9 protein-coding genes are annotated in these 23,305 nt (G+C 71.9%); 1 reads left to right on the forward strand and 8 read right to left on the reverse strand.

Features of this window, described 5'->3' with window-relative positions; translation table 11 throughout:
- Positions 1-390 (forward strand): L,D-transpeptidase (locus B140_RS0108710; RefSeq protein ID WP_156801717.1); only part of this gene is annotated, 390 nt, incomplete at its 5' end.
- A 543-nt stretch (positions 391-933) separates the two neighbouring features.
- Here the strand turns inward: B140_RS0108710 and B140_RS12345 are convergent.
- The 8 genes from B140_RS12345 to B140_RS0108760 all read right to left on the reverse strand — a co-directional run bounded on the left by B140_RS12345 (position 934) and on the right by B140_RS0108760 (position 23,114).
- Positions 934-2,349: an ABC transporter ATP-binding protein gene (locus B140_RS12345; protein ID WP_018118979.1), complete on the reverse strand. Its 1,416-nt coding sequence runs from the start codon at positions 2,347-2,349 to the stop codon at positions 934-936.
- The gene (locus tag B140_RS0108725) at positions 2,346-3,026 is read right to left on the reverse strand and encodes an energy-coupling factor transporter transmembrane component T (protein WP_244874411.1); all 681 of its coding nucleotides are present in this window, start codon (positions 3,024-3,026) and stop codon (positions 2,346-2,348) included. The genes B140_RS12345 and B140_RS0108725 overlap by 4 nt, the downstream gene beginning before the upstream one ends.
- 32 nt (positions 3,027-3,058) lie before the next feature.
- Positions 3,059-3,679 carry an MptD family putative ECF transporter S component gene (locus B140_RS0108730; RefSeq protein WP_018118981.1) on the reverse strand — a complete coding sequence of 207 codons (621 nt, stop codon included), beginning with the start codon at positions 3,677-3,679 and terminating at the stop codon, positions 3,059-3,061.
- 152 nt (positions 3,680-3,831) lie between these two features.
- Positions 3,832-5,559 (reverse strand): ABC transporter ATP-binding protein, encoded by a 1,728-nt coding sequence (locus tag B140_RS0108735; RefSeq protein ID WP_018118982.1) that lies wholly within the window; start codon positions 5,557-5,559, stop codon positions 3,832-3,834.
- A complete protein-coding gene (locus B140_RS0108740; protein WP_018118983.1) occupies positions 5,556-7,364 on the reverse strand; it encodes an ABC transporter ATP-binding protein in 1,809 nt (602 codons plus the stop codon). The genes B140_RS0108735 and B140_RS0108740 overlap by 4 nt, the downstream gene beginning before the upstream one ends.
- Positions 7,361-8,125 carry a thioesterase II family protein gene (locus tag B140_RS12350; RefSeq protein WP_018118984.1) on the reverse strand — a complete coding sequence of 255 codons (765 nt, stop codon included), beginning with the start codon at positions 8,123-8,125 and terminating at the stop codon, positions 7,361-7,363. Before B140_RS12350 ends, B140_RS0108740 begins: the two co-directional genes overlap by 4 nt.
- Positions 8,122-10,368 (reverse strand): Gfo/Idh/MocA family oxidoreductase, encoded by a 2,247-nt coding sequence (locus B140_RS0108755; protein WP_342341593.1) that lies wholly within the window; start codon positions 10,366-10,368, stop codon positions 8,122-8,124. The genes B140_RS12350 and B140_RS0108755 overlap by 4 nt, the downstream gene beginning before the upstream one ends.
- A 5-nt stretch (positions 10,369-10,373) precedes the next feature.
- Complete coding sequence (locus B140_RS0108760; RefSeq protein WP_156801719.1) at positions 10,374-23,114, reverse strand: non-ribosomal peptide synthetase; 12,741 nt, start codon at positions 23,112-23,114, stop codon at positions 10,374-10,376.
- Positions 23,115-23,305 lie beyond the last annotated feature (191 nt).

Genomic DNA, 23,305 nt, shown 5'->3' on the forward strand with positions numbered 1-23,305 from the left:
TCGTTGGGTTCGGATCGATGGCCCACACCGAACGGCACGTACATCATCGGGGATCTGCATGATTCGTTGGTGATGGACTCCGAGACGTTTGGCCTGTCCAAGGAGGACGGTGGGTATAAGACCACCGTGGACTTTGCCACGCAGATGTCCTATTCGGGGATCTACGTGCACGCCGCGCCGTGGTCGGTGTGGGCGCAGGGCAATACGAATACCTCGCACGGGTGTATCAACGTCACCGACGAGGCCGCGCAGTGGTTCCAGAACACCGTCAAGCGCGGGGATATCGTTAAGGTGCGCAACACCATCGGCGGGGAGCTCAACGGGCTTGATGGGTTGGGGGACTGGAACATTCCCTGGGAGCAGTGGAAGGCCGGCAACGCCGAGGAATAAACCCGCCCGCCCCGCGGCGTCGCGCGGCCTTGCCATCCCTGGCGCGCGGGCCTGAGCTACCTTCGGGTCACGCCGTAGTCCGTGCGGCTGATCCACGCGGCGTTCTCGGCGTCCTCGCTGGGGTAGATGCGCACCTGCCCGTTCTGGGGCAGCTTCTCCACACCGCTTCTCCAGGCAAGTTCCCCCTCCCCCTCAGCACAGATCGTCCACATCCGGTAGACCCGGATCGCCCAGCTCTACATTCACCTCAGCCAAGGGCACCGTACCCGCTCGCCCAGCACGAATATCCGCCGCAATATCAACCACTCGGCACTCCCACTCCTCTTGCCGTCAGCTCAAAACTGGCCCCTCTCTTCAATCGACGCACCTCTTGTATTGACACTGCAATGAGCGACGGTTCATTTCCCCCACAAAGTCTAAGCCCCAAGAACCACGCCCCCGATAAGTAATTCCCTTCCCCTCCGATCACCCGGCTCAGCGCAGCGGGCCGAGCGGTGCCGGGCCCTCTGACCCCGGCACCGCGAGCCCCCACGCCCACCTCCATTACGACGTCAGCGGAAGGCGAAGCTCCAGGTCCCCCACCAGCTCGATCAGCTCCCGATCGTGCGTGATGACCACGAGGATCGCCCCGCGATCGGCGCATCGACGGATCACCGCCGCCATCGATTCCATCGACCGCAGGTCCAATCCGGAGGTCGGCTCATCAAAAACGAGAACATCGGCACCGCGCCCTCCCTCGCCCCCCACCGAGGCCGTGGCCACCGCTAATCGCTGGCGCTGACCCCCTGACAGGCTCAGCGGATGGCGGTCTTCGAGCCCCGCGAGGCCCAGTTCCCCCAGGATCCGCTTCACCTCGGCGGGTTCCGGCCTCCCCCTGCCCACCGCGAGCTCCTCTGCCACGCTGAACCCCACGAGCTGACGGTTCACGTCCTGCATCACCGCCGCGCACCGTCGGCGTCGCGCGGACCGAGAGAGTTCCACGCCATCCAGGGCCACGGAGCCGCGCGCCCGGTGAAGGCCGAGGAGAACGCGCGCCAAGGTGGACTTCCCCGCACCATTCGTCCCGGTGATGCAGGTCACCGCGCCGCGGGGCATCTGGGCATAGGGCACCGTCCACAATCGACGCCCACCCCGCGAGGCCGCGAGATCACGCAGTTCCAGCCCCTCGCCCGGCGCGCCGTGTTCCTCCAACGCGGAGGGAAGGGAGGGCTCCGCCGGTGCCTCGAGGCTGCGGAGCCGGGCCTCGCGGCGAGCGTCCTCGCCCATCGCCCAGAAGGCCTCCGCCGGTCGGTCCTCGGCGATCCGCCCCGCCCGGAGCTCCACCACCCGATCGACCACCCGCCTGAGGTGGTGCACCCGGTGCTCCGCCACGAGGATCGTCGCCCCCTCCCGGCGGAGCGCACCCACGGCCTCGGCCACTGCGGCGGTGGAGGCCTCGTCGAGGTTCGCCGTCGGCTCGTCCAGAAGATACACCGCGGGGCGCGCGACGAGGGCGGAGGCGAGCGCCACCCGCTGGCGTTCCCCGCCGGAGAGCTCGGTCATCTGCCGGTCGAGGAGGTGCTCCAGGCCCAGCCGCCGCGCCGCGGCGGCTACCCGCTCCAGGATCTCCTCGCGGGGAACGCCGTGATTCGCGGCTCCGAAGGCCACCTCGGAGAGAACATCCGTGGCAAAGAACTGTGTCCGGGGGTTCTGGAACACGGTGGCGCCCACCCTCCCCGCATCCGCCAGCTCCACATCGGCGGGGGTGATGCCGTTCACCGACACCGAGCCCTCGATCCGAGCCGGGCGCACGTGGGGGATGAGGCCGTTGAGCACGCCGATGAGCGAGCTCTTCCCCGCCCCGGATCCGCCCGTGACCAGGGCGCACTGCCCCTCCGGAACGTGCAGCTCCACTCGGTCCAGCAGGACGGACGGCTCATCGCCCCCGACGCTGACGGTGAGATCATGGGTGCGGATCATCCGACGCTCTCCTTGAGGGCTAGGGCGACCACGGCCGCAGTGAGAAGCACCGCGATGATGTCCACTGCGCCGAAGCGCAGTCGAACGACCGAGGTGGGCCGCCGGTGACCGCCGAGCCCCCGCAGAAGCGCCGAGGCGGCGATCTCATCGCCGGTGCGCAGGGAAGACGCCACGAGCGGAAGGACCGCGTGGCGCACCGCCGTCACCGGATGGAAAAACAACGCCGTCCCGGAGCGGACGACTCCCCGGAGCACCAGGGTTTCGCGCAAGGCCCGGGCATCATCGACCACGACCGGGAGGAACCGCACGGCGACGATGGCCGGGACCGCCAACACCCGCGGCACCCGCGCCCAGCCCAGCGCGGCCTGCAGCGCGCCAGTGGTGATGCCGCCAACGAGCACCCACGCGATGACCCCAGCGATAACGAAGCGGAGGGTGAGTCCCCCGGCGAAAAGCACAGTAGCGAGGATCTTTTCGGCCGTGCCCGCAGCGTCGGGAAGCACCAGGTGCACGAGGACCAGCAGGAGCGCCTCCGCTGCCACCAAGAAACCAGCAGCGAGAGGCCGACGTGCGGCTACGAGGCACAGCGCGGCGACGCCCACCCCCGCGACCTCCATGACCTCCGTGCCTACCGTCAGCAACGCCGTGTCCGCGATGAATAGGCACAGGATGGCCACCCGTGGATCGAGCGCACCGGCGAGTGTCCGGTTCACAGGCCGGCCCGGGAGAAGTAGGTGCGCGCCATCCACTGGCCGAGCCATCCGCCCGCCAGTCCCCCGAGGAAGAGGAGGACCCCCAGCGCGAGGATCATCGGGGCGGAAAAGAACTCGCTGAAGGCCCGGATCCATTCCTCATTGGGCGTTCCCGCATAGCGTTCCACCATCGCATCCCGCATGAACAGCAAGGGCAGCAGGTTCCCCAGCGGGTAGAGCCCAAACACGCCGTATCCCAGGACGCTGCGGCGGGGATCCGCATATCCGCCGCCGCGCAGGATCGCGTCCGCCAGCAGCCCGACGAGCACGGCGATGGGAACACCGACGAGGCCGTGGCCGAGCATCGCGGAGATCAGGCCCAGCAGCGTGGCCATCACGGTCACCAGGCCGAAGTGATGGACGCGCCGAAGGAACAGAATGAAGGGGATCCCGTTAAGAATGGCGGCGATGACCGCCCCCACGGGCTGGATCTGCGGCCCGAGGACGCCGATCATGTTGCATACCGTGCTGACCACGGCGATGATCACCGTGAACACCCCGAGGGATACCAGCTCGCTGCCCGTGGAGGGGCGGCGCTGCGCGGTGTGATCGGACTGTGTATGAATATTATTCGCCATCGTGATGACCTTTCTGTGATGTGCTGATGCCTACGCGTGGCGATAGGCGTGATGTGTGATTCCCGTTGGCGGGATGCGCCTGCCGGGCATCGCTCGGTGATCGGGGCCGAGGGCGGAGCGGCGTACGCCCCGCCCCCTGAACTGCGCGATTCTCAACGATCCGCCGCAAGATTCCAGCGGCCCGCCTCCTCCCGGAGCGACCAAAACCGCCGGTAGCGCTCGTCCGAGGCCGAGAGCTCCTCGTGAGTTCCCTCGGCCGCGATCCTACCGTGCTCCACCAGCAAAATGCGGTCCGCTCTGCGGATCGTCTCCAACTGATGCGCCACGACCACCACGGTCGCGTCCCTAGCGAGGTCCTCCAGGGCGGAGGTCACCGCGCGCCGGGTCGAGGAGTCGAGGGCGCTACTCGGTTCGTCGCACAGCACCAGCGGTGCCCGGCGGAGCAGCGCGCGCGCCACGGAAACTCGCTGGCGCTCGCCTCCAGAGAGCAGTCGACCGCCCTCACCCACCCGGGTATCCCAGCCCTCGGGCAGCCGCTCGACGATCTCCGTTACCCTCGCCCTCTCCGCGGCCTCGAGCAGCTCGGCCTCCGTGGCGTCCTCCCTGCCCAGCATGACGTTGGCCCGGAGCGTGTCGTCGAAGAGGTACACGTCCTGGAAGATCATGGAGATGTGCGCGTGCAGGTCCTCGGAGGCCATATCCCTCAGGTCCACGCCGCCGATGCGCACTGACCCTCCCGTAACATCCCAGAGCCGGGCAAGGAGCCTCACGATCGTCGTTTTTCCGGAGCCCGAGGGCCCGATCACCGCCGTGCAGCTGCGCGCCGCAAAGCGGGCGCTCAAGCCCTTCAGGACTTCCTCCTTGCCATAGGAGAAGGTGACGTCGTCCATCACCACCTCCGAATGGCGGGGATACGGCACGGGGTCGGTGGGCTCTGGCAGCGGCGCGGTCTCCAGCACCTCCCGGACGTCGTTGATCTCAGCCTCCGATTGATGCAGCGCGGTCTGCATCGAGGAGACAACCCGAAGCGGGCCGGCAGCGAGAGTGACCAGGCCGATAAGCGCCACCGCAGTCACGGGGTCGGCGCCGTCCAGGGCCGACCACACGGAGAGCGCCACGGCAATGCCGAGGACAGTCTGGATCACAAAGCCCTGGATGACCATCCCCCCGAGGGAGAGCCACAAGGCGCGCCGCCCCGCAGCGCGCTGCGCCTCCACTGCGCGACGCAACGGGGGATAATCGCCGGCCATCCCGGCGGAGCGCAGGACCTCCTGGTTACGCGAGAGCTCCAGAAGCCGCAGGTCCGTCTCGGCGCGCACCCCGCGCACGCGATCCTCGCCCGCCGACTCCCACCGGGCCGCCAGCCGCGAGGTCAGCCACACCACGGGCGCGGCGGCAACAAGGGCCACCCCCATCCGCCAATCCACCAGCAGCGTGCCCACGGCCACCGTCGCCGGCATGGCGACTCCGACGAGCAGCGGTACAAGCACATCCATCGCGGCAGTGGCCACGAACAGCGTGCCCCGGACCACCACATGGGACGCGCGGCCCTGGGTCTGCGGCCCAAACCAACTCAGCGGCAACCGGACCAACCTCTCCCCCAGCCCGCGATGCATGGACCGGATCACGCCGAGCGACGCCGTGAACCCGGCGAAGGTTGCCACGATGGTTACCGCGGCGTGCAGCACGAGGAAAACGGCCATGAACAGCGCGGCGTGCATCGCCCCCTGCCAATCGGCCCGCGCGATATCCGCGAGAACGGGAATGACGCATAAAACGACGATGCCCTGGGTTACCCCGGACAGGACGCCGAGGGCGACGGCCGTCAGCAGCTGGCGCCGCCCGGCCCCACCGGAGAGGGCAATGAGAGCGCGAATCATTTGGTGACCTCCTCTTCGTTCTGTTCCATGTCCTCCCACAGCCGGGCGTAGCACCCGCCCGCCGCCAGGAGTTCGCGGTGCGTTCCGCGCTCGACCACCCGGCCGCCGTCCATGACGAGGATCGCGTCAGCGTCGACGACCGTCGTGAGCCGGTGCGCGATGACCACCACGGTGCGCCCCGCGGTGAGCCTGTTAAGCCCCTCCTGGATCGCAGCCTCGGCCTCCGGATCCGTCGCGGAGGTCGCCTCGTCCATCAGTAAGATCGGCGCGTCCGCCAGCAGCGTGCGGGCGATGCCCACGCGCTGGGCCTCACCCCCGGACAGGCGCGCATCCTCCCCGATCACGGAGTCATACCCCCGGGGTAGGCAGGCGATGCGGTGGTGAATGTTCGCGGCCCGGGCCGCCGCCTCCACCTCCGCATCGCTCGCGCCCGGCGAGCCGAGCCGAATGTTCTCCGCGACGCTAAGGACCATGAGCTGCGGGTCCTGGAACACGGTGCCCACCAGGCCCCGCAGTACCTCCGGATCGATGTCCCGCACATCGACGCCGCCGATGGCGACCGACCCGCCGTGCGGGTCCCGATGCCGGGCGATGAGCGAGGCCAGCGTGGACTTGCCCGACCCGGAGGGGCCAACCAGCGCCGTAACCCCGCCGGCGGGGAGATCAGCGGTCACGTTGCGGACCACCGGATGATCCGGGTCATAGCCGAACGTGAGGTCGCGCAGCGAGACGGCGGTGCCGCTCGGGCGGATCGGCCGCTCGGGGCGCGGCAGCTCGGGTTCGTCGAGAACCTCGCTGATGCGCCGCGCGGCATCCACGGCCTGGGTCAGGGAGCGCTGACTCACCGCGACGGTCTGCACCGCGGCCGGCAGGAGCATGACGATCACGGTGACCACCACGAGGTCCGCGGGGCGGCTCCAGCCCGCACGAACGAACCACAGCCCGAAGGCCACCTCCACGGCTCCGGCGGTGGCGGCGGAAAGGAAGATCACCGCGCCGGCGTGGGCGCGCATCTGCGGGCGGACCATCTCACCGAACTCGGTGAGAAAGCGGGTGGAGCGCTCGGCAAAGCGGCGCGAGCCCTGCCCGGCCCGACCAAAAATCTTGAGGACGGCGATGCCGTTGACGTACTCCACGATGGCCTCGGATACGCCGGCCAGGCCCTCGTGAATCCGGTCCATGACCTCCGCGTTCGAGCGCGGGGCGAGGAGGCTATAGGTCAGGACGTAGAGCACCGCGGGAATTAGCGCGACGAGCCCGAGTCGCCAGTCCAGCACGCAGCAAACGATCAGGCTCACCAGCGGAGTGAGCACCCCGGCGGTGAACTCCACGATCGTGTGCGCCACAAGCTGGTGCAGCGAATCCACGTCATTCTGCGCGAGCTGCCGCACCCGACCGGACGAGCGGGCATCGAACCATCCCAGCGGCAGCCGGGATAGCTTGCGGGCGAGCTTCAGGCGCAGCCGGGCCTGAAGCTCCACGTCCGCGATATGCGTGACCAGCAGCGCCAGGGCGCCGCCGAGCACGGAGAATCCCAGGGCCGTGAGGAATAGCAGAGTGGGGCCCTGTAACGCGGCGGCGTCGCCGCCCCGGGTGAGGAGCCGGTGAGCAAGTTCCGCGAGGGCTAGGAACTGGATACCGGCGAGGACGGAGCCCACGATCTGGAGAACCAGCGCCACGGCAACGGCGGAAAGAACCGGGTGTATCGTGCGCAGGGTGATCGTCAGGGCCGACTCCTTGCCACCCTCCTTGTTGCTCCCCCGGGCGGGAACCGGAGCGGTCGAGGCGACCTCGGGGGCGCTCATAGCTCCGCTCCCTTCCTCGCGAGGCCGCCGCACAGGAGGGCGAGCTCGGGGCGGGTGAGGTGGTGAAGGTGGTCCCCGGGCACGCGGACCGGCCCCGTGACCCGCGTTCCCCAGCGGTGCCACCCGGCCGCGGCCTCGAGGGGAAGCTCGGTGTCCTCGCTTCCCCTTACTACAACGATGTGTGATGTCATGACGCTCTCCTGACGTCGAGTTGATCTATAGGTTTCAATGAGTCGGTAGTCCTCCCGGATCGCGGGGAGGTGCAGGGCGGCCACGTCCGGGTCCGCGAGCGCCCGGGCCGTGGAATCGCCGATCCGGCTCACGTCGGCAAGCAATTCCTCATCGGAGGCCCGATGTAGGCCGCCTCCGCCCGCGAGGTCGGGCGAGGCCTGGCCGCTGACCACCAGCACGGGTGGCCGCCGCACCGCACCCCGCCGCCGCAATTCCAGCGCCGCCTCGGCCGCCACCGTGGCGCCCAGAGAATGGCCGGCGAGCACGGCGGGGGGCTCCGGGAGGCGGACGAAGGCGTCCGCGATCTCCCTCGCGAGATCCTGGAGGGTAAGGGGATGTGGATCCGACATCCTCCGGTCCCGCCCTGGGTAGATCGCCCCGAGGACGCTCGGCGCCCCCGGGATTCCGGCCATGGCCCTGCTCCACGCGGCGTATTGCCGGGGGCTTCCGCCCGCATGGGGAAAGACGACCACGGCCGGGGCCTCGGGACCGCGCCACCCTCCGGGGACGGGCACGAGCACGCCGCTCATGGCTCCACCTCCGGGGGCTCGATGGGCACCGGCTCCCGCGAGGTAATCCGCGCCGGGGCGGGGAGCCGAGCGGAGACGTCGTACCACCACCGCAGCACCAGGAGGGTGCGGCGATCGCGGCGGCGGGCCTCCTCCGGCGACGCCCCGCCCTCCGTCAAGTCGGCGACGGCGGCGCGAATCGCCTCCGGCCACACGCGCCCCACGACGCCGCCCCACGTGGATGCGTCTGCATCCCCGCCCGGTGGCAGCCACGTCACCTCGGTGGCCCCCTCGGGATCGGCGATCCGCCCGCCGCGGGAATGCGGGCGCGGGTGCCACCGCGGCGCGGCCGCAGGCCCCTCCCACGTCAATTCCCCGTCCGCGGTCTCCACCACGGCCGACATGAAGGGTTGCGAGTGGTTATCCGGGTCCCTCGGGTCGAGTCGCCGCGCCACCATCACGTCCACGGGAATGCGCCCCCACCGCCCGGACACGAGCGCCCATTCCGGCGCCGCGGTGCCAGCGGAAGAGTGCGACCCCACGGGGACCGCGCCCAGCGCCTCCGCGAGGATGAGGCCGGCGCGATCCATGATCTGATGGCTAGTCCGGAGGAGGACGTGCGTCACGCGCGTCCGGCGCCGCAGGTGCTCCACCGCGCGAATAAACCACCGGACGGGGGCCGTGTACTCGTAGAGCCCGCAGGCGAGGAATCGGGTGCCGTGCCGCCTCGCCAGCGTCAGCTGCCGCGAGACCGCATCGGGCGCGAGGGGAAGCTCCTGAAGCACCGGGATGCCGGCGCGGAGAAAGCCCTCCGCGATCCGATCCCCCTCGCCCCCCACGATCTCGCTCCGCACAGCCACCACCGCGCCCGCAAGCGCGCCCGGCATCCGCTCCCACGAGGGGATCGAGGCGTCACCGAGGCTCACATAGGTCACGCCCAGCTCCTCGGCCAGCGCTCGCCCGGAGGGGCCGCCGCGCCCGCCGATGCACGAAAGCCCCGACCGGGGCGCGCCCGCGAGGGCCCGGGCGTAGTGCGCCCCGAAGCCCGCGCCGATGACGGCTATGCCGCCGGGCTGCCCTTCCCTCCGCTCGCAGGAGATCGTCACCTCCGGCCACGACGCCCAGGGATCGGCCGCCGCCGTGGCGGAGGCCCAGTGCGCCCCCGGCGCGATCGCGCCGCCGGTTCCCCGACCCACCACCGTCCTTGCGGCCTGGGCCGCCGCCATTCCGCTAGCCGCATAGCTGTCCTCGCACCGGAAGCGGGCGCGGACCTCCAGCCCCGTCGCCCCGCTGACGTGGACGTCGATGCCAAACCACGGCCTCTTCCCCGCCGCATCGCTCGTGGTCTGCGCCACCTCCTGCGCGGATACCTCAGCCACCGCAGCGGCCGTCATTTCCCCGGCCACCCACCGGCGCATCGCTGAGACCGTCTGCGGGGCGTCCATGAGGTTGGCCGCCCGGAGCTCGCCCACCCCGAGGGCGCCTGCGCGATGCGCGTACTCCTCGTCCAGGTGCACGCTCACCGTCGTCCCCTCCGGCGGCGCGTAGCCGGGTATGGCCACCTCGGAGTACCCGTGGCCGCGAAGCACCCGGCCGTCCCGCCAGATGGCGCCCGGCCACCCGCCGTCAGCGGAGAGGGAGCCCAGGTACTCGTCGAGGGTGGAGCGGGTGAGGCGCTGCTTCCCTCCGACCAGCATCGTGACGCGAGACTCCGCCGGGTCCCCGGCCAGGAGGACCGCCCGGGCCATCATCATTCCGGTCAGTCCGGGCTGAACCCCCGCCCCGAAGAGCGCCGCGCGGTCACCCTCGCGCGCCGGGCCGTCCGCCTCGCCGATCACCCGGTCCGAACCGCCGGGGTCCACCACGTGAAAGCCCGCGCGCAGGGCGGCCGCGGCGAGGGGAACGCTCACGGACGCCGAGGGGCCGATGGCGTTGAGGAGAACGGCCGAGCCGCCCGCCACCGCGCCCGACACCGCGGGGTGCTCCGCGATTCGATTCAGCACTGCCGACGCGGCCTCGCCGATCTCACCGGGGCCGCCGCCCGCGGGCAGGGAGAGCTCCTCGCACCACACGACGAGCGTGGGGTTCTCGGCGTTCGCCTCGCCCCGCAGCGCCTCGAGCCGGTCCCCCGAGCGGCCCACGAGCACCAGGGCGTCGCCCGGCCCGAGCCCTCGGGTGAGCTCCCGCACTGCGGCGGCCCCCACGGCTCCGGTCGCGCCGGTCACCACGGCCACGACCGGGCGGGGCACACCCCGCGCCGTCATTTCGTTCACGATATCTCCTTCGGTCGGTACATCAGGTCGGCGATGGCCGCGACGTGGCGGGGATCCAGGCAGGAGAAGTGGTCGCCGTCCACGTCCACGACCTCGAGCTCGCCCAGGCAGTGCTCCCTCCAGAAGGAGGTCATGTCCTCTCTCAGGCCCGGGAGGAAGGAGAGGGCCCCGCGCTGGCGCAGGAACCGAACCGGAACGGCCACGGGCGGCTCCGAGTACGCCACGACGGCCGCGAGGCTGTGCACGTAGACCTCGCGCAGGGATGCGAGGGATTCTCGGTCCCACTCCGGGTGAACCGCGAGGAATGCCGCCAACCGGTCCGCGCTCCCCGAGGGCGCCTCCCGGAGCTGAGCCCGCAGCCGGGGATCCGCGTGCCGGTCGAGCGCCTCTGCGGTGATGTCCGCTACACCCGCCTCCCGGGCGGAGCAGATCGCGGAGCCGAGGAGTTCCTCGTCTACGCCCAGGCCCATGTCCTGCGGTCGGGCCCGCAGGAGACGCGCGAAGCTGAAGTCGAGCAGCCTCGGATCCGTGACTATGAAGGGCATCCGGTAGGAGCTCACCACCGTCGCCTCGGCCTCGAATCCGCAGGCCGCCAGCCGATCCGCGATGCCCACCGCGAGCAGGCCGCCCATGCAGTACCCCACGACGGAGACGGGCTCCTCGGTGCTCCCCAGGGCGTCCAGGAGGGCGTCGCTATACCGCTCGGTGAGCTCGTGGAAGAGGATCCCGGCGTCGGTCTCCAGGTACGCATCGCCCGGCGAGCGTTCTATCCCGAGGACGGCTCCGGCGCCCCTGCTCCGCAGCTCCTCGACGAGGTGCCCGTAGGGGCCGAGGGTTCCCGAGCCGTCGTGGATGAGCACCGTCACGGGCCCGGATCCGGCGACGAGGGAGGTGATTCGCGGCGGGGCAGGGTCGGGTGCCGCGGCTGATGCTCGCCCCGGCGGCGCGGGCGGTGCGTCCGGCGCGGGGGCATCGCCGGGCGTCGCCACGCCGAGCGCGCGGCGACATCCGTCGGGCGTGGGGTCCGCAACAATAGCACGGAGCGTTTCATCCCAGCTGGGCAGGTCTCCGCCGAGGTCCCGGCGCATCTGCCCGATGCAGCGCGCCAGCAGGAGGCTATCGCCGCCGAGCTCGTGGAAGTCCGCGTCGCCGGGGAGGGCCTCCGTGGAGGGAAGGTCGAGCACCTCCCGCCAGGCCCGCTCCACCGCGTCCCGGCCTCCCCGCCGAGGAGCCGGGGCGGCGGGCGCCCCCGGGGTCGCCTCCCGCGCGGCGCGCTCCCCGACTCCCGCGAGGCCCACCACCGCCGATCGGTCGTGCTTTCCGTTCGGCGTCATCGGCAGCGCATCGACGACCATCACCCGGCGGGGAACCATGTACTCCGGCACGAGGCGCGCCACGGCCTCCCGGACCGCCTCCGGAGTCGGGGCGGCCGCCGCTCGCGGCGACGCTTCCCCGCCGTCCGGCCGCCGGAGAACGAACACGTGCTGCGCCCCCCGCTCCAGGACGTCGCCCGCGGGGGGCATGACCGCCACGGTCTCCAGGGGGGAGGCGTCGAGCGCCTCGCGCCATTCGGCCAGCGCGAAAAAGGGCGAACCCGTACGCGCCCGGGCGTCGGTGGCCCCAGTCAACCCCTCCTTGAACTCCATGGACGCCATAAGCGGCGCGTTCGTGGCCGTGGAGTCGATGATGGTTGCCACCCCGCCCGGGGCCAGCATCCGGAACACCGCCTCCACCGCGGCGCGAATATCCCTGGCATTGTGCAGCACATTGGCGCAGACGACCACGTCGGCCGAGCCATCCGGAACGCCCTGCCCCGCCGCGGGGCGGTTGATGTCCAGCAGTCCGGTGCGCAGCGCGGGCCATTCCCGCGCGGCTAGGTCCGTGAAGTACCGGGAGACGTCGGTGAACAGGTAATCCCAGCGGGAGGACGGCACCCCGTCGAGCGCGGCGAGAATATCGGCCGTCGTGCCCCCAACGCCGCCGCCGATCTCCACGATGCGGCACGGCCGCTCGTCCGTCGCCGCGCCCACCCGATGCGCCACCACCTCCGCGCACACCGCGTTGAGGTACGAGGAAAGCATGTTGCCCCCGTACGCCGCCCGGGCCACGTCGGTATCCCCCTCCGGAAAGAGAAGGCTCAGGGGATCGACCGAGCCATCGAGCAGGCCCGGCAGGGAATCGAGGCACCGGCGCAGGTATTCCAGCTGCACGCTGCCATAGCCGATCTCGCGGTCGAGGCGGCGGATCTCCGCCCAGCGGTCCTCGCGCGCGGCGGGACTATCCGGTGCCACGACCGACGTCACCGCCCCGTCGTCCACCGTGATCCGCCCGGCGGGGCGCAGCTCGTCCAGCCACCGCGCGATGAGCCCCGCACGCCCCTCGGCTCCCAGGGCAGCGGCCAGCTCCACGGCGGTCACGCCGCGATCGTCCCTGGGGTGGCGCTGAGACACCACGGCATCGCGGGCCCGGGCCACCTGCGCGGCCATGGCGTCCCGGGCGGCGTCCACCGCGAGGTCGCGGATGCGGCGGAAGGCCTCCGCGGCCGCGCCATCGACCCGGATGCGCTCGTGGAGCAGGCGCAGCCGCTCCGCGAGGGGGTCCACCTCCCCGATGGGACGCCGCTCCGGGACGACCACGGCGACGAGCTCCTGCGCTCCAGCGTTGCTCGGGGGGCCCGCCGCGACCAGCGCATCGGCTATCCCCTCCACCGACCGCACGGCGTTCTCCACGTCACCGATCTCGATCCGATGCCCCCGGATCTTGACCTGCCCGTCCCCGAGGCGTCCACCGAAGAAGATGACCCCGTCGCGGCGGCACACTCCAGCATCCCCGGTCAGGTATCGGCGCTCCCCCGTCGCCTCCTCCACGCCAAAGGCGCGCCGTCCGGCCTCGTCGGAGCCGAGGTATCCGACGGCAACCCCCGCGCCGGCAATCGCTATCTCGCCCCGCTGGCCCGGCGCGGCGGCCTCGCCGTCCCGGTTGAGCACCCACACGGCCTGGCCGGAGAGCGCCCTGCCATACGGAATGGGGCCACCCGCGTCGGTGGGGTCGCACCTGTGGGCGATCGACCAGATCGACCCCTCGGTGGCGCCCCCGAGAGCGAGAAACTCGGCCCCCGGAGCCGCCTCCCAGAGGCGGGCAGGCTGATCGGCGGGCACGCGATCCCCGGAGACAAGCACGCGCCGCAAGGGCAGGGGCCGCGCTGAGGGCGCGGCGGCATCCGCGCAGCGGTCGAGGAGGATCGTCAGTTGGGCGGGCACGGAGTTCCACACAGTCACGTCGTACTCCCGGATGTCGCGCTCCCACGTCTCCGGGTCGGGCGTGGTTCCACACGCCGGAATGACCACGGCCCCGCCCGCCCCGAGCAGGCCGAAAACGTTGAAGATGGCCAGGTCAAACGATGGGCGAGAGACCGCCAGGACGCGGTCGCGGGGGCCGAGGTCCAGGCGCCCGTGCATGTCGTCCAGGGTCGCTCGCACCTGGGAGTGCGTCACCGCGACGCCCTTCGGCGTGCCCGTCGAACCGGAGGTAAAGATGACGTAGGCCAGATCGCCCGGCGTCACTGCCCCCGCGCCCGAGCGCGCCCCCACCACCGGCCGCGCCAGGCCGCCGGCCAGGGCCTCCCGGAGAGCGCCCCGAGCCTCCTCCCACGCGGGGGCCTGCTCAGGTGCGGCATCGGCCGTCGGGAGCTCCACCGGCTCCCCGCGCACGTGCGCCGATGCCCCGGCGAATTCCCCGGCGGCGCGCCGCAGGACGTCCGCGACGCTGCGCCGCCGGACCTCGGGCCAGTGGGGATCGACGGGAACGAAGGGGCGCCCCGTCAGAAGGGCCGCGAGCTGGGAGGCGATCTGCGCCACGCCGGGCTCCTCGGCCACCACCACGGGCCCCTCGCCCTCCGGCAGGGTCCGCGCGATCCGCACCGCCTCCGCGTACAGCTCACCGCGGCTGACGCTCCGGCCCTCGTGCAGGACGGCGGGCGCGTCCGGATCCTCCAGCACCCGGCGGAGGAAGGGACCGTGGAGGAACGCGTCCGCGGGATCGCCGGAGGCCTCCGCCAGGGTGAGCGCGCGCCCGGCGGGGGCGGGGGTGCGCGGGGGAAGCGCCGCCGCCTCCCCCGTGGCGGCCGTCCCCTTCACCGCGATCCGGAAGTCCTCAAACGCCTGGTCCAGCACGTCGGGGTGGAATCCGCCGTCGCGGGAGTCCCAATCCAAGGTGACCCCCTCCCCCACGGGGGAGAGCTGCACATCCAGCAGCACCTGCGGGGTTTTGCTGATCGCGCTGTAGGGAACCAACCGCAGCACCCGGGGTTCCTCCTCGGCGCGCACGCCCACGGTGGAGGTGAACACCACCGGCACACTCCCGCGGCACTCTCCCCCGGCGGCGCGGAGATCCCGCAGGACGCGGACCCCGGGATACTCCGGGTGCTCCAGCGCATCCATCAGGCAGCCCTGAACGCCGAGGGCGTTCTTCCTGGGATCGGCCTCCAGCGGCGCATCGACGAGGACCGTGGAAGTGAAGTCCCCGACTACCCTGGACAGATCCCCGGGGCCTTCGGCGCGATCCACCGTGGTCACCGTCACCAGGGCGCGATCCTGCTCCGCCAGATCCAGGTCCGCGTAGCGCCGGGCGACGGCCATGAACATCCCCAGGACCAGGGCGGAGGGCGTCACCCCCGCATCGGCCGCGGCCTCGCAGAATCGGTTCCACTCGGCTTCGTCGAGGGCGAGGGAGCGGCGCGTGGTGCCCGCATCCCCGGTGGGGTCCGCGCCCGCGGCGTCCGGGGAGAAGACGAGCGCCGGGGGTAGGTCCCCCAGCCGGTCCCTCCACCACGCGCGGTCGCGCTCGATCGCGGCGCGCCCCTCGGGGGTTCGTCGGCGCCGGGCGCGCTCCTCGATCCAGTCCCGGAAGCTCGCCTCGGGCGCCGGCGGGGGCGAGCCCGGCTCGGCCAGGCACCGGTCCAGGTCGGCAACCACCGTCCGAATGCCCACGTAGTCGGTGATGATGAGGTCTACCGAGAGGTGGAAAACCGGATCCCCGTGGCCGAGGGTGAGCACGGCGTCCAGCATCGGCGCCTGGCCGATCGGATAGTTCTTTTCGCACAGCTCCCTCCGAACGTCGGCCCGCACAGCCTCGGCGGCCCCGGCCTCCCCCGGGACCTCGATCACGCGCAGGGGAACCTCGGCCCGGCGGTCGATGCGCTGCCTACCCTCGCGGTCGATCACCGCGCGCAGCATCGGGTGAAGGGAGACGACCCTGCTCCACGCCTCGGTCACCGCCGCGACAAGCTTCCGCGCCGGGTAGCGCTCGGGGTACTCCCCCCTGGCGCTCGCCAGGAGGGACACATCCACCGCGAACTCGGCGTACCCCTGGCAGGCTATTCCGCCATCCCGATAGGCCGAGGACCTCCCGAGAAGGTAGCTAGCCTGGACGTCCGTGAGGTCGAACCACTCATCCCCCTCGTCCTTATGGCCCGGGCCTTCGGGGGTGAGCTCACTGCGGAAATCCCCCAGGGTGGGGCGCGCCAGCAGGCTTCGCAGGGAGACCCGCATTCCGCGATCCCGCAGGCGGCGCACGACCTCCGTGGCCCGCAGCGAGTCCCCACCCTCCCGGAAGAAGTTGGTCTCCTCGGTGAGGGAGGACGCCGGGATGCCCAGGGCCGAGGCCCACGCCTCGGCGATCGGATCGGGCGTTTCGCCCGGCCCCCTGGGCGATTCCGTGCCGCCGATCAGCGCCTCGACGGTCCGGTCTACGATGCGCTGAACCCTCGCCTCGGGGAGAAGCTGCGTCAGGTAATCGGCGGTCAGGTGCAGCCCATCCCGGTCGTCCGCGACTTGGAGATCGAGCACCACCTGCGGGGTGGTGGATCCCGCGGCAACCCGGGTCCCAAAGCTCTGTTCCGCGAAGGCCCGGTTCCGGTTCGGCCCCCCGCTCAACCCGAGGCCGCAGGTGAACACCACCGGGAAGAGCCCGGCGGCCGGGTTACCCGTGGCGCGCACCGCGCGGGCCGCGACGCGGAGGGTGTCGCGCTCCGGCTCGCCCGCGCGGGCGAGCTCCGCCTGCGCCTCGGCGGCCGTCCCGGCGAGGGCCCCGGACCGCAGTCCCCTCAAGGACACGAGGCTAAGTGCCGTGAAGTCCCCCGCAACCTCGGGGATGCCCGGTGCCGTGAGGTCGCGGTCGAAGCGGGTGACGTTGATGGTCAGCGAGTCCGAGTGTGTCTCATCTGCCAGCACGCGGGCGAAGGCCGCGAGCACGCCCGCCGCGGGGGTAACCCTCAGTTCCGCCCACCGCGCGCACGCTGCCTTCCACCGGTCGGCGGGGAGGTCCGCGGAGACGCGCTCCATCCTCGGATTATTGAGGGAAAGCACGTCCGCGGCGGGCGGAACCAGGGGCGCGGGGGGCGCCGCGGCGAGCACCCGACCCACCTTGCTGGCGAGGTCCCCCGGGGCGAGCATCCCGGCGGCGGTGGGCACGGGGGCGGACTCCTCCACGAGCCACGGGCGCCGCGCCAGGTACTCCGCGAGCGTCGCCGCCCCTTCCCCCATCTTCCTCACGGCGCCGGGGTCCTCGTATGCCCGCGAGAGATCCTCCATCACCAGCATCATGGACGCGCCGTCGAGGAGGAGGTTGCTCATGGAGATCCCGAGCCGTCGGCCGTCCGCAAAGAGCGCCAGCGGGCCGGTTTCCCGGTGATCCGGCGCATAACCCCGCACCGCGAGCTCGGCGTCCGGTACCTCGGAGAGGATGGGCGGCGCGTCCCGCGGCGGCTGGATCACGAAGGCCTCGCCCGGGCGATCGAGGAGGGCGCGGAGCGCCGGATGCCGCTCCGCCACGGCCCTCACCGCCGCACGGAGGCGATCGACGTCCAGGCGCGGCGAGTCGAAGAGGAACCAGCACCGGGCCGGCACGCCCCCGAGCAACTGGTCCGGGTTCTCCCCCGCGAGATACGCGCGCTGAACCCTCGTCAGCGGCCATCGGTCGAGCGGCACCCGCGGGGCCTCCCGCGTCGGCTCCGCCTCGGGTTTCGCCGTGCGCCGCGCGCTGTCGGTCCGGGACCAGCGCTCGAGAAAGCCCCCGAAAGTGGGCTCGTTAAAGAGGTCTACCGCGCGGACCCCCTCGTGCCCGGCGGCGTGGAGGTCGGCCACCACCCGGGTGGCGATGAGCGAGTCGCCGCCCCGGTGGAAGAAGTCCGTGTCCCCGGGCAGGGGCGAGGGCACAGCGTCGAGGTCGGGAAGATGCCGGCGCCAGATTTCCTCCAACGAGGCCGCGGGCGATCGGGGCGCATCGCCCTCCCCCGCCTGGTCCGGAACCGGCGCCGCGACGGCGGGCACCGTGGTTCCCTCGCCCGGCGCGGCGCGCAGCACGAGGGTGTGGTCGTCCTCCGCCTCGAGGTACCGCAAGGCAAGGCCCCGGTCGCGGAGCAGCCCAAGAAGCTGCTCGGCATCGCTCACGGCGAGGTCGCCCCGGAGCATCGCGGGGTTGAGCACCGCCGCAGAAAGGAGGGAGGCGGCCGTCATCCGCCGAGCCTCCACGAGGTGCACCTCCGCCTCCGCACCCAGGGGAACGGAGGCGAGCGCCGCGGGCAGCCGCGGATCCCTGTGGAGGGTACCGCAGGCGAGGACCAGGTCGGCGGGGCCCTCGAGCTCCTCAACGCCGCCCACGCACGTCCGGCCCTCGACGGTCGCCAGGTCCGCGATCCGATCATCCGGTTCCACGACCGTCCAGCTGCCACGCCCCGGGGACAACGACGGGTCCGCGCCGAACCCGATCTCGACCACGGAGGCCCCGGGAGACAGGGCGATCCGCTGGCGCACCACGTCCATCGCCCGGATCACGGCGGGCTCCACGGAGACCAGCTCGCGCGGGGAGAGCACGGGGTGTTCCAGGAGCGAGTACCGGCGGGCCTTTCCGCACACGACGTCGGCCAGGTACCGGGCATCCCGCTCGGACCAGGACACCGGCGCGTCGCGCAACCCCGTGCCCTCGGGGCCCTCGCTCACGAAGCGTCGCCAGGCGGCGACGATCGGGCGAGCCCACGGCACGACGTCCGCGCCCCGCGCGTCAAGCTCCCTCGTGACGGCCTCGAGCAGCCCCGACGCCATGCCAATGCCGGGGGCCGCGCCCCGCGGCGGCGAGGCCTCAGCGACCGTCGCCCCCACCGCCTGCGCGAATCGCTCGAACATCGAGGAGAGCCGGGGCTCGTCGAGGACTCCCCGGGGAATATCCCACCGCAGCTCCACGAGCCCGCGATCGGCCCCGAGGGCGCAAACCTGGCAATCGATGAGGACGCCGGGGGTTCTGGTGAGCGACCACACGGGTTCGACGACCGCGCCCGAACCGCCCCCCGCCCCGGAGAGCGCAGCGGAGTCGTAGCCCAGCACCGAGGTAAATACCGCCGGGTATGCCCCCCTCCTCCCCTCGGAGACGGGCGCGGGGGTAAGGCCCGCCATCCCCTCAACGAGTTGATCCTGCACCCCACGGTGGTCCGGGGACCTGCGGCAGCGGCACACCGCCAGCTGGGAGAAGCAACCGAGGAGGGGCGGCCGCCCGGCGCCGGCCTCGGCGGGCCGATGAATGAGCGGCACCACGACCCCGACGTCCTCAAGTCCGGACTCGCCCGCGAGGACCGCGCCGTACTCCGCGAGGAGGTAGGCGGAGGGGGTCACTCCCAGCCGACGCGCGCGGCGCGCGAGGTCGGAGGCGGGAACCGTGGCGCGGAGGCTGTGGAAGCCCACGGCGCGCTCGGGGATGCGTATGACGGGGAGCCGCGGCGGACGCGGGGCGGAGTCCAACAGAACGCCGCTCGGCGGCGCGGCCGCGCGGCAGAAGGCCGCGAACTCCGCGATTGACCCGGAAAGCTCGCGGTGGCTTCCCGCCAGGGCGTCGGAGAGCGCCCCCACGATCTCCGCGAGGCTTCGGCCGTCGAGCGCAAAGTAGTCGATGGCCACGCCGAGCTCCGGGGAGTCCTCGCGGGGAATGATGAGTTCCAGGGGCGTCCGGGGTTCCCAGTCCTCCAGCGCCTCGCGCAATACTCCCCCGTGTTCCCCCATGACGGTGACCGTCACCGCCTCGTCGGAGGGGATCGCGCGCTGGGCGTCGTCCCCCGCCCGGACCACCCGCAGGGACGGGCACCGGCTGGCCAGGTCCCGCGCCACCGCCGTGACCTCGGCTCGGGTGAATCCCTCCGCGGGGGCAGCCCCGGGCCCTTCCCCGCGGCGGCGCAGGATCGCCGCGTAGACGGTCAGGGAGCGGACGGTTCCCCGGATTCCGTCGGCACCCAGTGCATAGGAGCGTTGGAGCGGGGACAGGGGAAACGCCTCCCCCTCGTCGGCGGGATCGACGGCCCCGGCGGGGGCGCTCGCGCGCCCGGCGCGCGGGTCCGGCGCAGGGGGCTGGGCGGCCGCGCACACTGCGGCGAAGTCCTCCAAGCGGGGGTGGGCGAACAGCTCCGCGGCGGTTACGCCCACTCCCCTGGCGCGCAGTTCCGCGCACGCCTCGGTGGCGGCGAGGCTGTCCCCGCCCAGCGCAAAGAAGTTCGCCTCGAGGCTCATCTCGCCGCTCATCTCGCCCGGCGCGTCGTTACCCAGGGCGCGCGCCCACGCCTCGCAGATCAGGGTCAGGGTCGCGGCGCGGTCGGGTCGCGGCGCCAGGCCCGGGTCCTCGTCCCCGATCCCGGCGATCGAGGCCACGTGGCGCGCGGCCCACGCGCGATCGAGCTTCCCGTTGGCCGTGAGCCCCACGGACTCGACCACCGCGATCTCCCTGGGCACCATGAACTCCGGGAGGCTCCTTTCGAGGTGGCCTCGCACCTCCTCCGGGGTCACCCGCGCCCCGGCGGCGGGAATGACGACCGCGGCCAGCGCGCGGTGCCCCGGCTCGGGGAGGGCGATGGCCTTGTCCACCCCGTCGACCTGGCACAGGTGGTGCTCCACGTCTCCGAGTTCCACGCGGTGCCCTCGGATCTTCACCTGATCGTCGCGGCGCCCGACGAAGAACAGCAGGTCATTCCCCTCCCCGGCCGTCTCCTCCGCAGCCCAGTAGCCGAGGTCGCCGGTGCGATACCAGCGCTGCGCGGGGGCGTTCCCCTGGCGCTGCCAGACGAACCTCTCCTCGGTCAGGTCATCCCTCCCGATGTACCCCTCAGCCAGGCTCCGCCCGCCGATCCACAGCTCGCCGGTCACGCCCGTCGGGCAGTCGCGGCCGTCCTCGTCCACGACGCGATATTCCTGTCCGGGGAGCGGGCGGCCGTAGGGCACCGAGGGCCACCCCTCGGGCAGGTCCGCGGGGCCGTCGAGGATGTACTCGTTGGACCAGATGCCGGCCTCCGTGGCGCCTCCCATGGCCACCACGCGGATCCCCTCGGCGATCGCCCGCAGGCGGCCGGGGAGGTCGAGCGGCACCCAGTCCCCCGAGACGAGGGCCAGCCGAAGCGGCAGGTGCTCCGCGCCCGCGGCCACGGCGAGCATGTCCGCCAGCGCGGGGGCGCTATTCCAGACGGTGACGCCGTGCCGCCGAATGAGCTCCGCCCAAGCGAAGGCGTCCCGACGATCGCCCTCTCCGATGCACACGAGGGCTCCGCCGGCTCCGAGGAGTCCGAAAATGTCAAAGACGCTGAGGTCGAAGTCCAGGGAGGAGACCGTCAGCACCCGGTCGGCGGGACCGATGGCGTGGCGCTCCACGACCGCGTCGATCGTGGTGGAGGCCGCCGCGTGGGAGACCACGACGCCCTTGGGGGTGCCGGTGGATCCCGAGGTGAAGATCACGTAGGCCGGGTCCTCGGGGGCGAGCGCCCTGGGAAGCACCTCCGGGGCGGCCTCGGCGTCGGGGCGCGGGGAGGACTCCTCGTAGACGGAGGGATCGACCCGCTCGATGACCGCAGCGGGCAGCGCCACGGACAGGATCGTGGAGAGCCGTTCCTGCGGCGCGTCCACGCTCACGGGGAGGTAGGTGGCGCCGAGGTACATCGCGGCCATCACCGCAGTCACCTGGTCGCGCCCCTTGGGCAGCCGGATGCCCACCACGTCCCCCGGCGCCACGGCGTCCGCGAGGGAGCGCGCCAGGGTCATCGCCGCGCGGTGAAGCTCCGCGTAGGTCAGCACGCCGCCTTCCGCCGGGTCGATCACGGCGACGGCCTCCGGGTCCAGCTCGACCCGCCGGAGGAAGGGCTCGTGGAGCAGACCGGCGGGGGCCGACGCATCGCGGCGAAGCGCCGCCCTGCGGTCCCGGACCCGGGAGGGCAGGCGCACCACGTCGTCGATCATGAGGCCGGCGACGGCCTCGCCATCGTCGGGGTTCTGCTCGGCGGCGTCGGCGATGGCGGCGAGTCCCTCCACGACCGCATCGAACAATTCCTCGCCCACCTGCCGGGGGTAGGCGCCGCTACGGACGTCCAGGGCCACGTGCACCTCGTCCTCCACGATGCGAAGGACCTGGAGATCGCACAGCACCTGCGGCGTCACCGAGCCGGTGGCTGTCAGCGACCCAAAGACCTCCTCCACGCGGGGATCGCACAATACGGCCTCCCCGCCGCAGGTCAGAACCACCGGGAGGACGCCGGGGTGGCCCTCGCCACGGCGAAGGGCCTCGCCCAGCTCGTCGATGGAGTCCCTTCCGATGCCGATGCGCCGGCGAAGCTCCGCGGTGGCCTCCCGCGCGGCCTCTCCGAGCGTCCGGCCCGCCGCCGCGTCCGGGCGCACGACCCACGTCTGGGTGCGGTCGAGCACGTCGCGGGGGGTGGCGCGGTGATCGAGGCCCGGGACGACGATGCTCAGGGCGTCCCGGCCCGACCACAGACCCACGGCGTGACGGTACACCGCCAAGACGAGCCCGGGACGGGTGGAACCGCACACCTCGGCGGCGCGCCCGAGGGCCTCCCAGCGGTCCGCGGAGAACGTAGTCTCGCGGCGAATCACGCCGTGCCCAATCGTCTCCGCGCGCCCGAGGAGCCCCCCGAAGGTCGGCGGGGGCGGGAGGTGATCGTATTCCGCGGCGCGGTCGGGTTTGGGGCCCGCGGCGGGGGCGCGGCGCCGCCCCGCGCGCTCGTCGCGGGCGATGTCGGCGAAGGTGCGCACGCCGGGGCGCTGCTCGTCGCCGGCCTCGGCCCCGCCTGCGTAGGCCGCCGCGAGGTCGTTGAGGACGACGCCGACCCCGGCGAGGTCCGCGGCGACCAGGGACACCGCGACGTGAACGATCTCCGTGGTCTCCCCGCGCAGGATGTCTATCCATCCCAGCTCGCCAGCGCCGTAATGGGCGTGCCGCGCCAGGATCTCCGCTCGCCGCCCCGCACAGATCTCCTCGATGTACCCCGCACCTTCTGTGTCTTCTGCGTCCCCTGAGCCCGCAGCGCCCGCAGTGCGATCGTGGCGTGCATCGTCCACCGAGATCGTCAGGGGGAGGCCCGCGCCTCCCTCCTCGGCGGGGGTGATCTCCCGGTGCTCGCCGTCGAGGATCGCCGAGCGCATGACGGGGTGGCGGCGCAGCGTTGCCACGGCCGCGCGGAGTCGTTCTATGTCGAGGTGGTCTCCCCCGCCGACGTCACGGTGGAACTCGAAGAGGGCCATGCAGTCTACCCCGCCCAGGGGCTGTCCGGGCTCGCGTCCGCGCAGGTAGGCGCGTTGCGTCGCGGTGAGCGGACGCCGTTGCCCGTCACTCGTGGCGGGGTCCGATCCCCCGCAGAGGGCGTCGGTGTGCGCAGGGTCGACATCGTGGTTATCCAGTGATATCCGGGGTCGATTGATCATGATCGTTCACTATACATCACTATTGATAATGATTACCATTATTAGTTAATCTCTCGACCTTTTCGACGGGTGAGTTAGAAAACGCTTAGCTAAGCACATGGCACATTAGGCCACCCTAGCCTATCCAGCCACACCACGATAGTGTACTATTCAGTCTATTGAACTTTTTGTCCATGGGGAATATCACCCTC

The organism is Corynebacterium mastitidis DSM 44356, assembly GCF_000375365.1.
Classification (GTDB): domain Bacteria; phylum Actinomycetota; class Actinomycetes; order Mycobacteriales; family Mycobacteriaceae; genus Corynebacterium; species Corynebacterium mastitidis.

What these genes read in the sequence shown, in the direction of transcription:
- B140_RS12345 (WP_018118979.1), bottom strand. Translation starts at nt 2,349, where the DNA reads ATGATCCGCACCCATGATCTCACCGTCAGCGTCGGGGGCGATGAGCCG.
- B140_RS0108730 (WP_018118981.1), bottom strand. Translation starts at nt 3,679, where the DNA reads ATGGCGAATAATATTCATACACAGTCCGATCACACCGCGCAGCGCCGC.
- B140_RS0108735 (WP_018118982.1), bottom strand. Translation starts at nt 5,559, where the DNA reads ATGATTCGCGCTCTCATTGCCCTCTCCGGTGGGGCCGGGCGGCGCCAG.
- B140_RS0108740 (WP_018118983.1), bottom strand. Translation starts at nt 7,364, where the DNA reads ATGAGCGCCCCCGAGGTCGCCTCGACCGCTCCGGTTCCCGCCCGGGGG.
- B140_RS12350 (WP_018118984.1), bottom strand. Translation starts at nt 8,125, where the DNA reads ATGAGCGGCGTGCTCGTGCCCGTCCCCGGAGGGTGGCGCGGTCCCGAG.
- B140_RS0108755 (WP_342341593.1), bottom strand. Translation starts at nt 10,368, where the DNA reads ATGACGGCGCGGGGTGTGCCCCGCCCGGTCGTGGCCGTGGTGACCGGC.
- B140_RS0108760 (WP_156801719.1), bottom strand. Translation starts at nt 23,114, where the DNA reads ATGATCAATCGACCCCGGATATCACTGGATAACCACGATGTCGACCCT.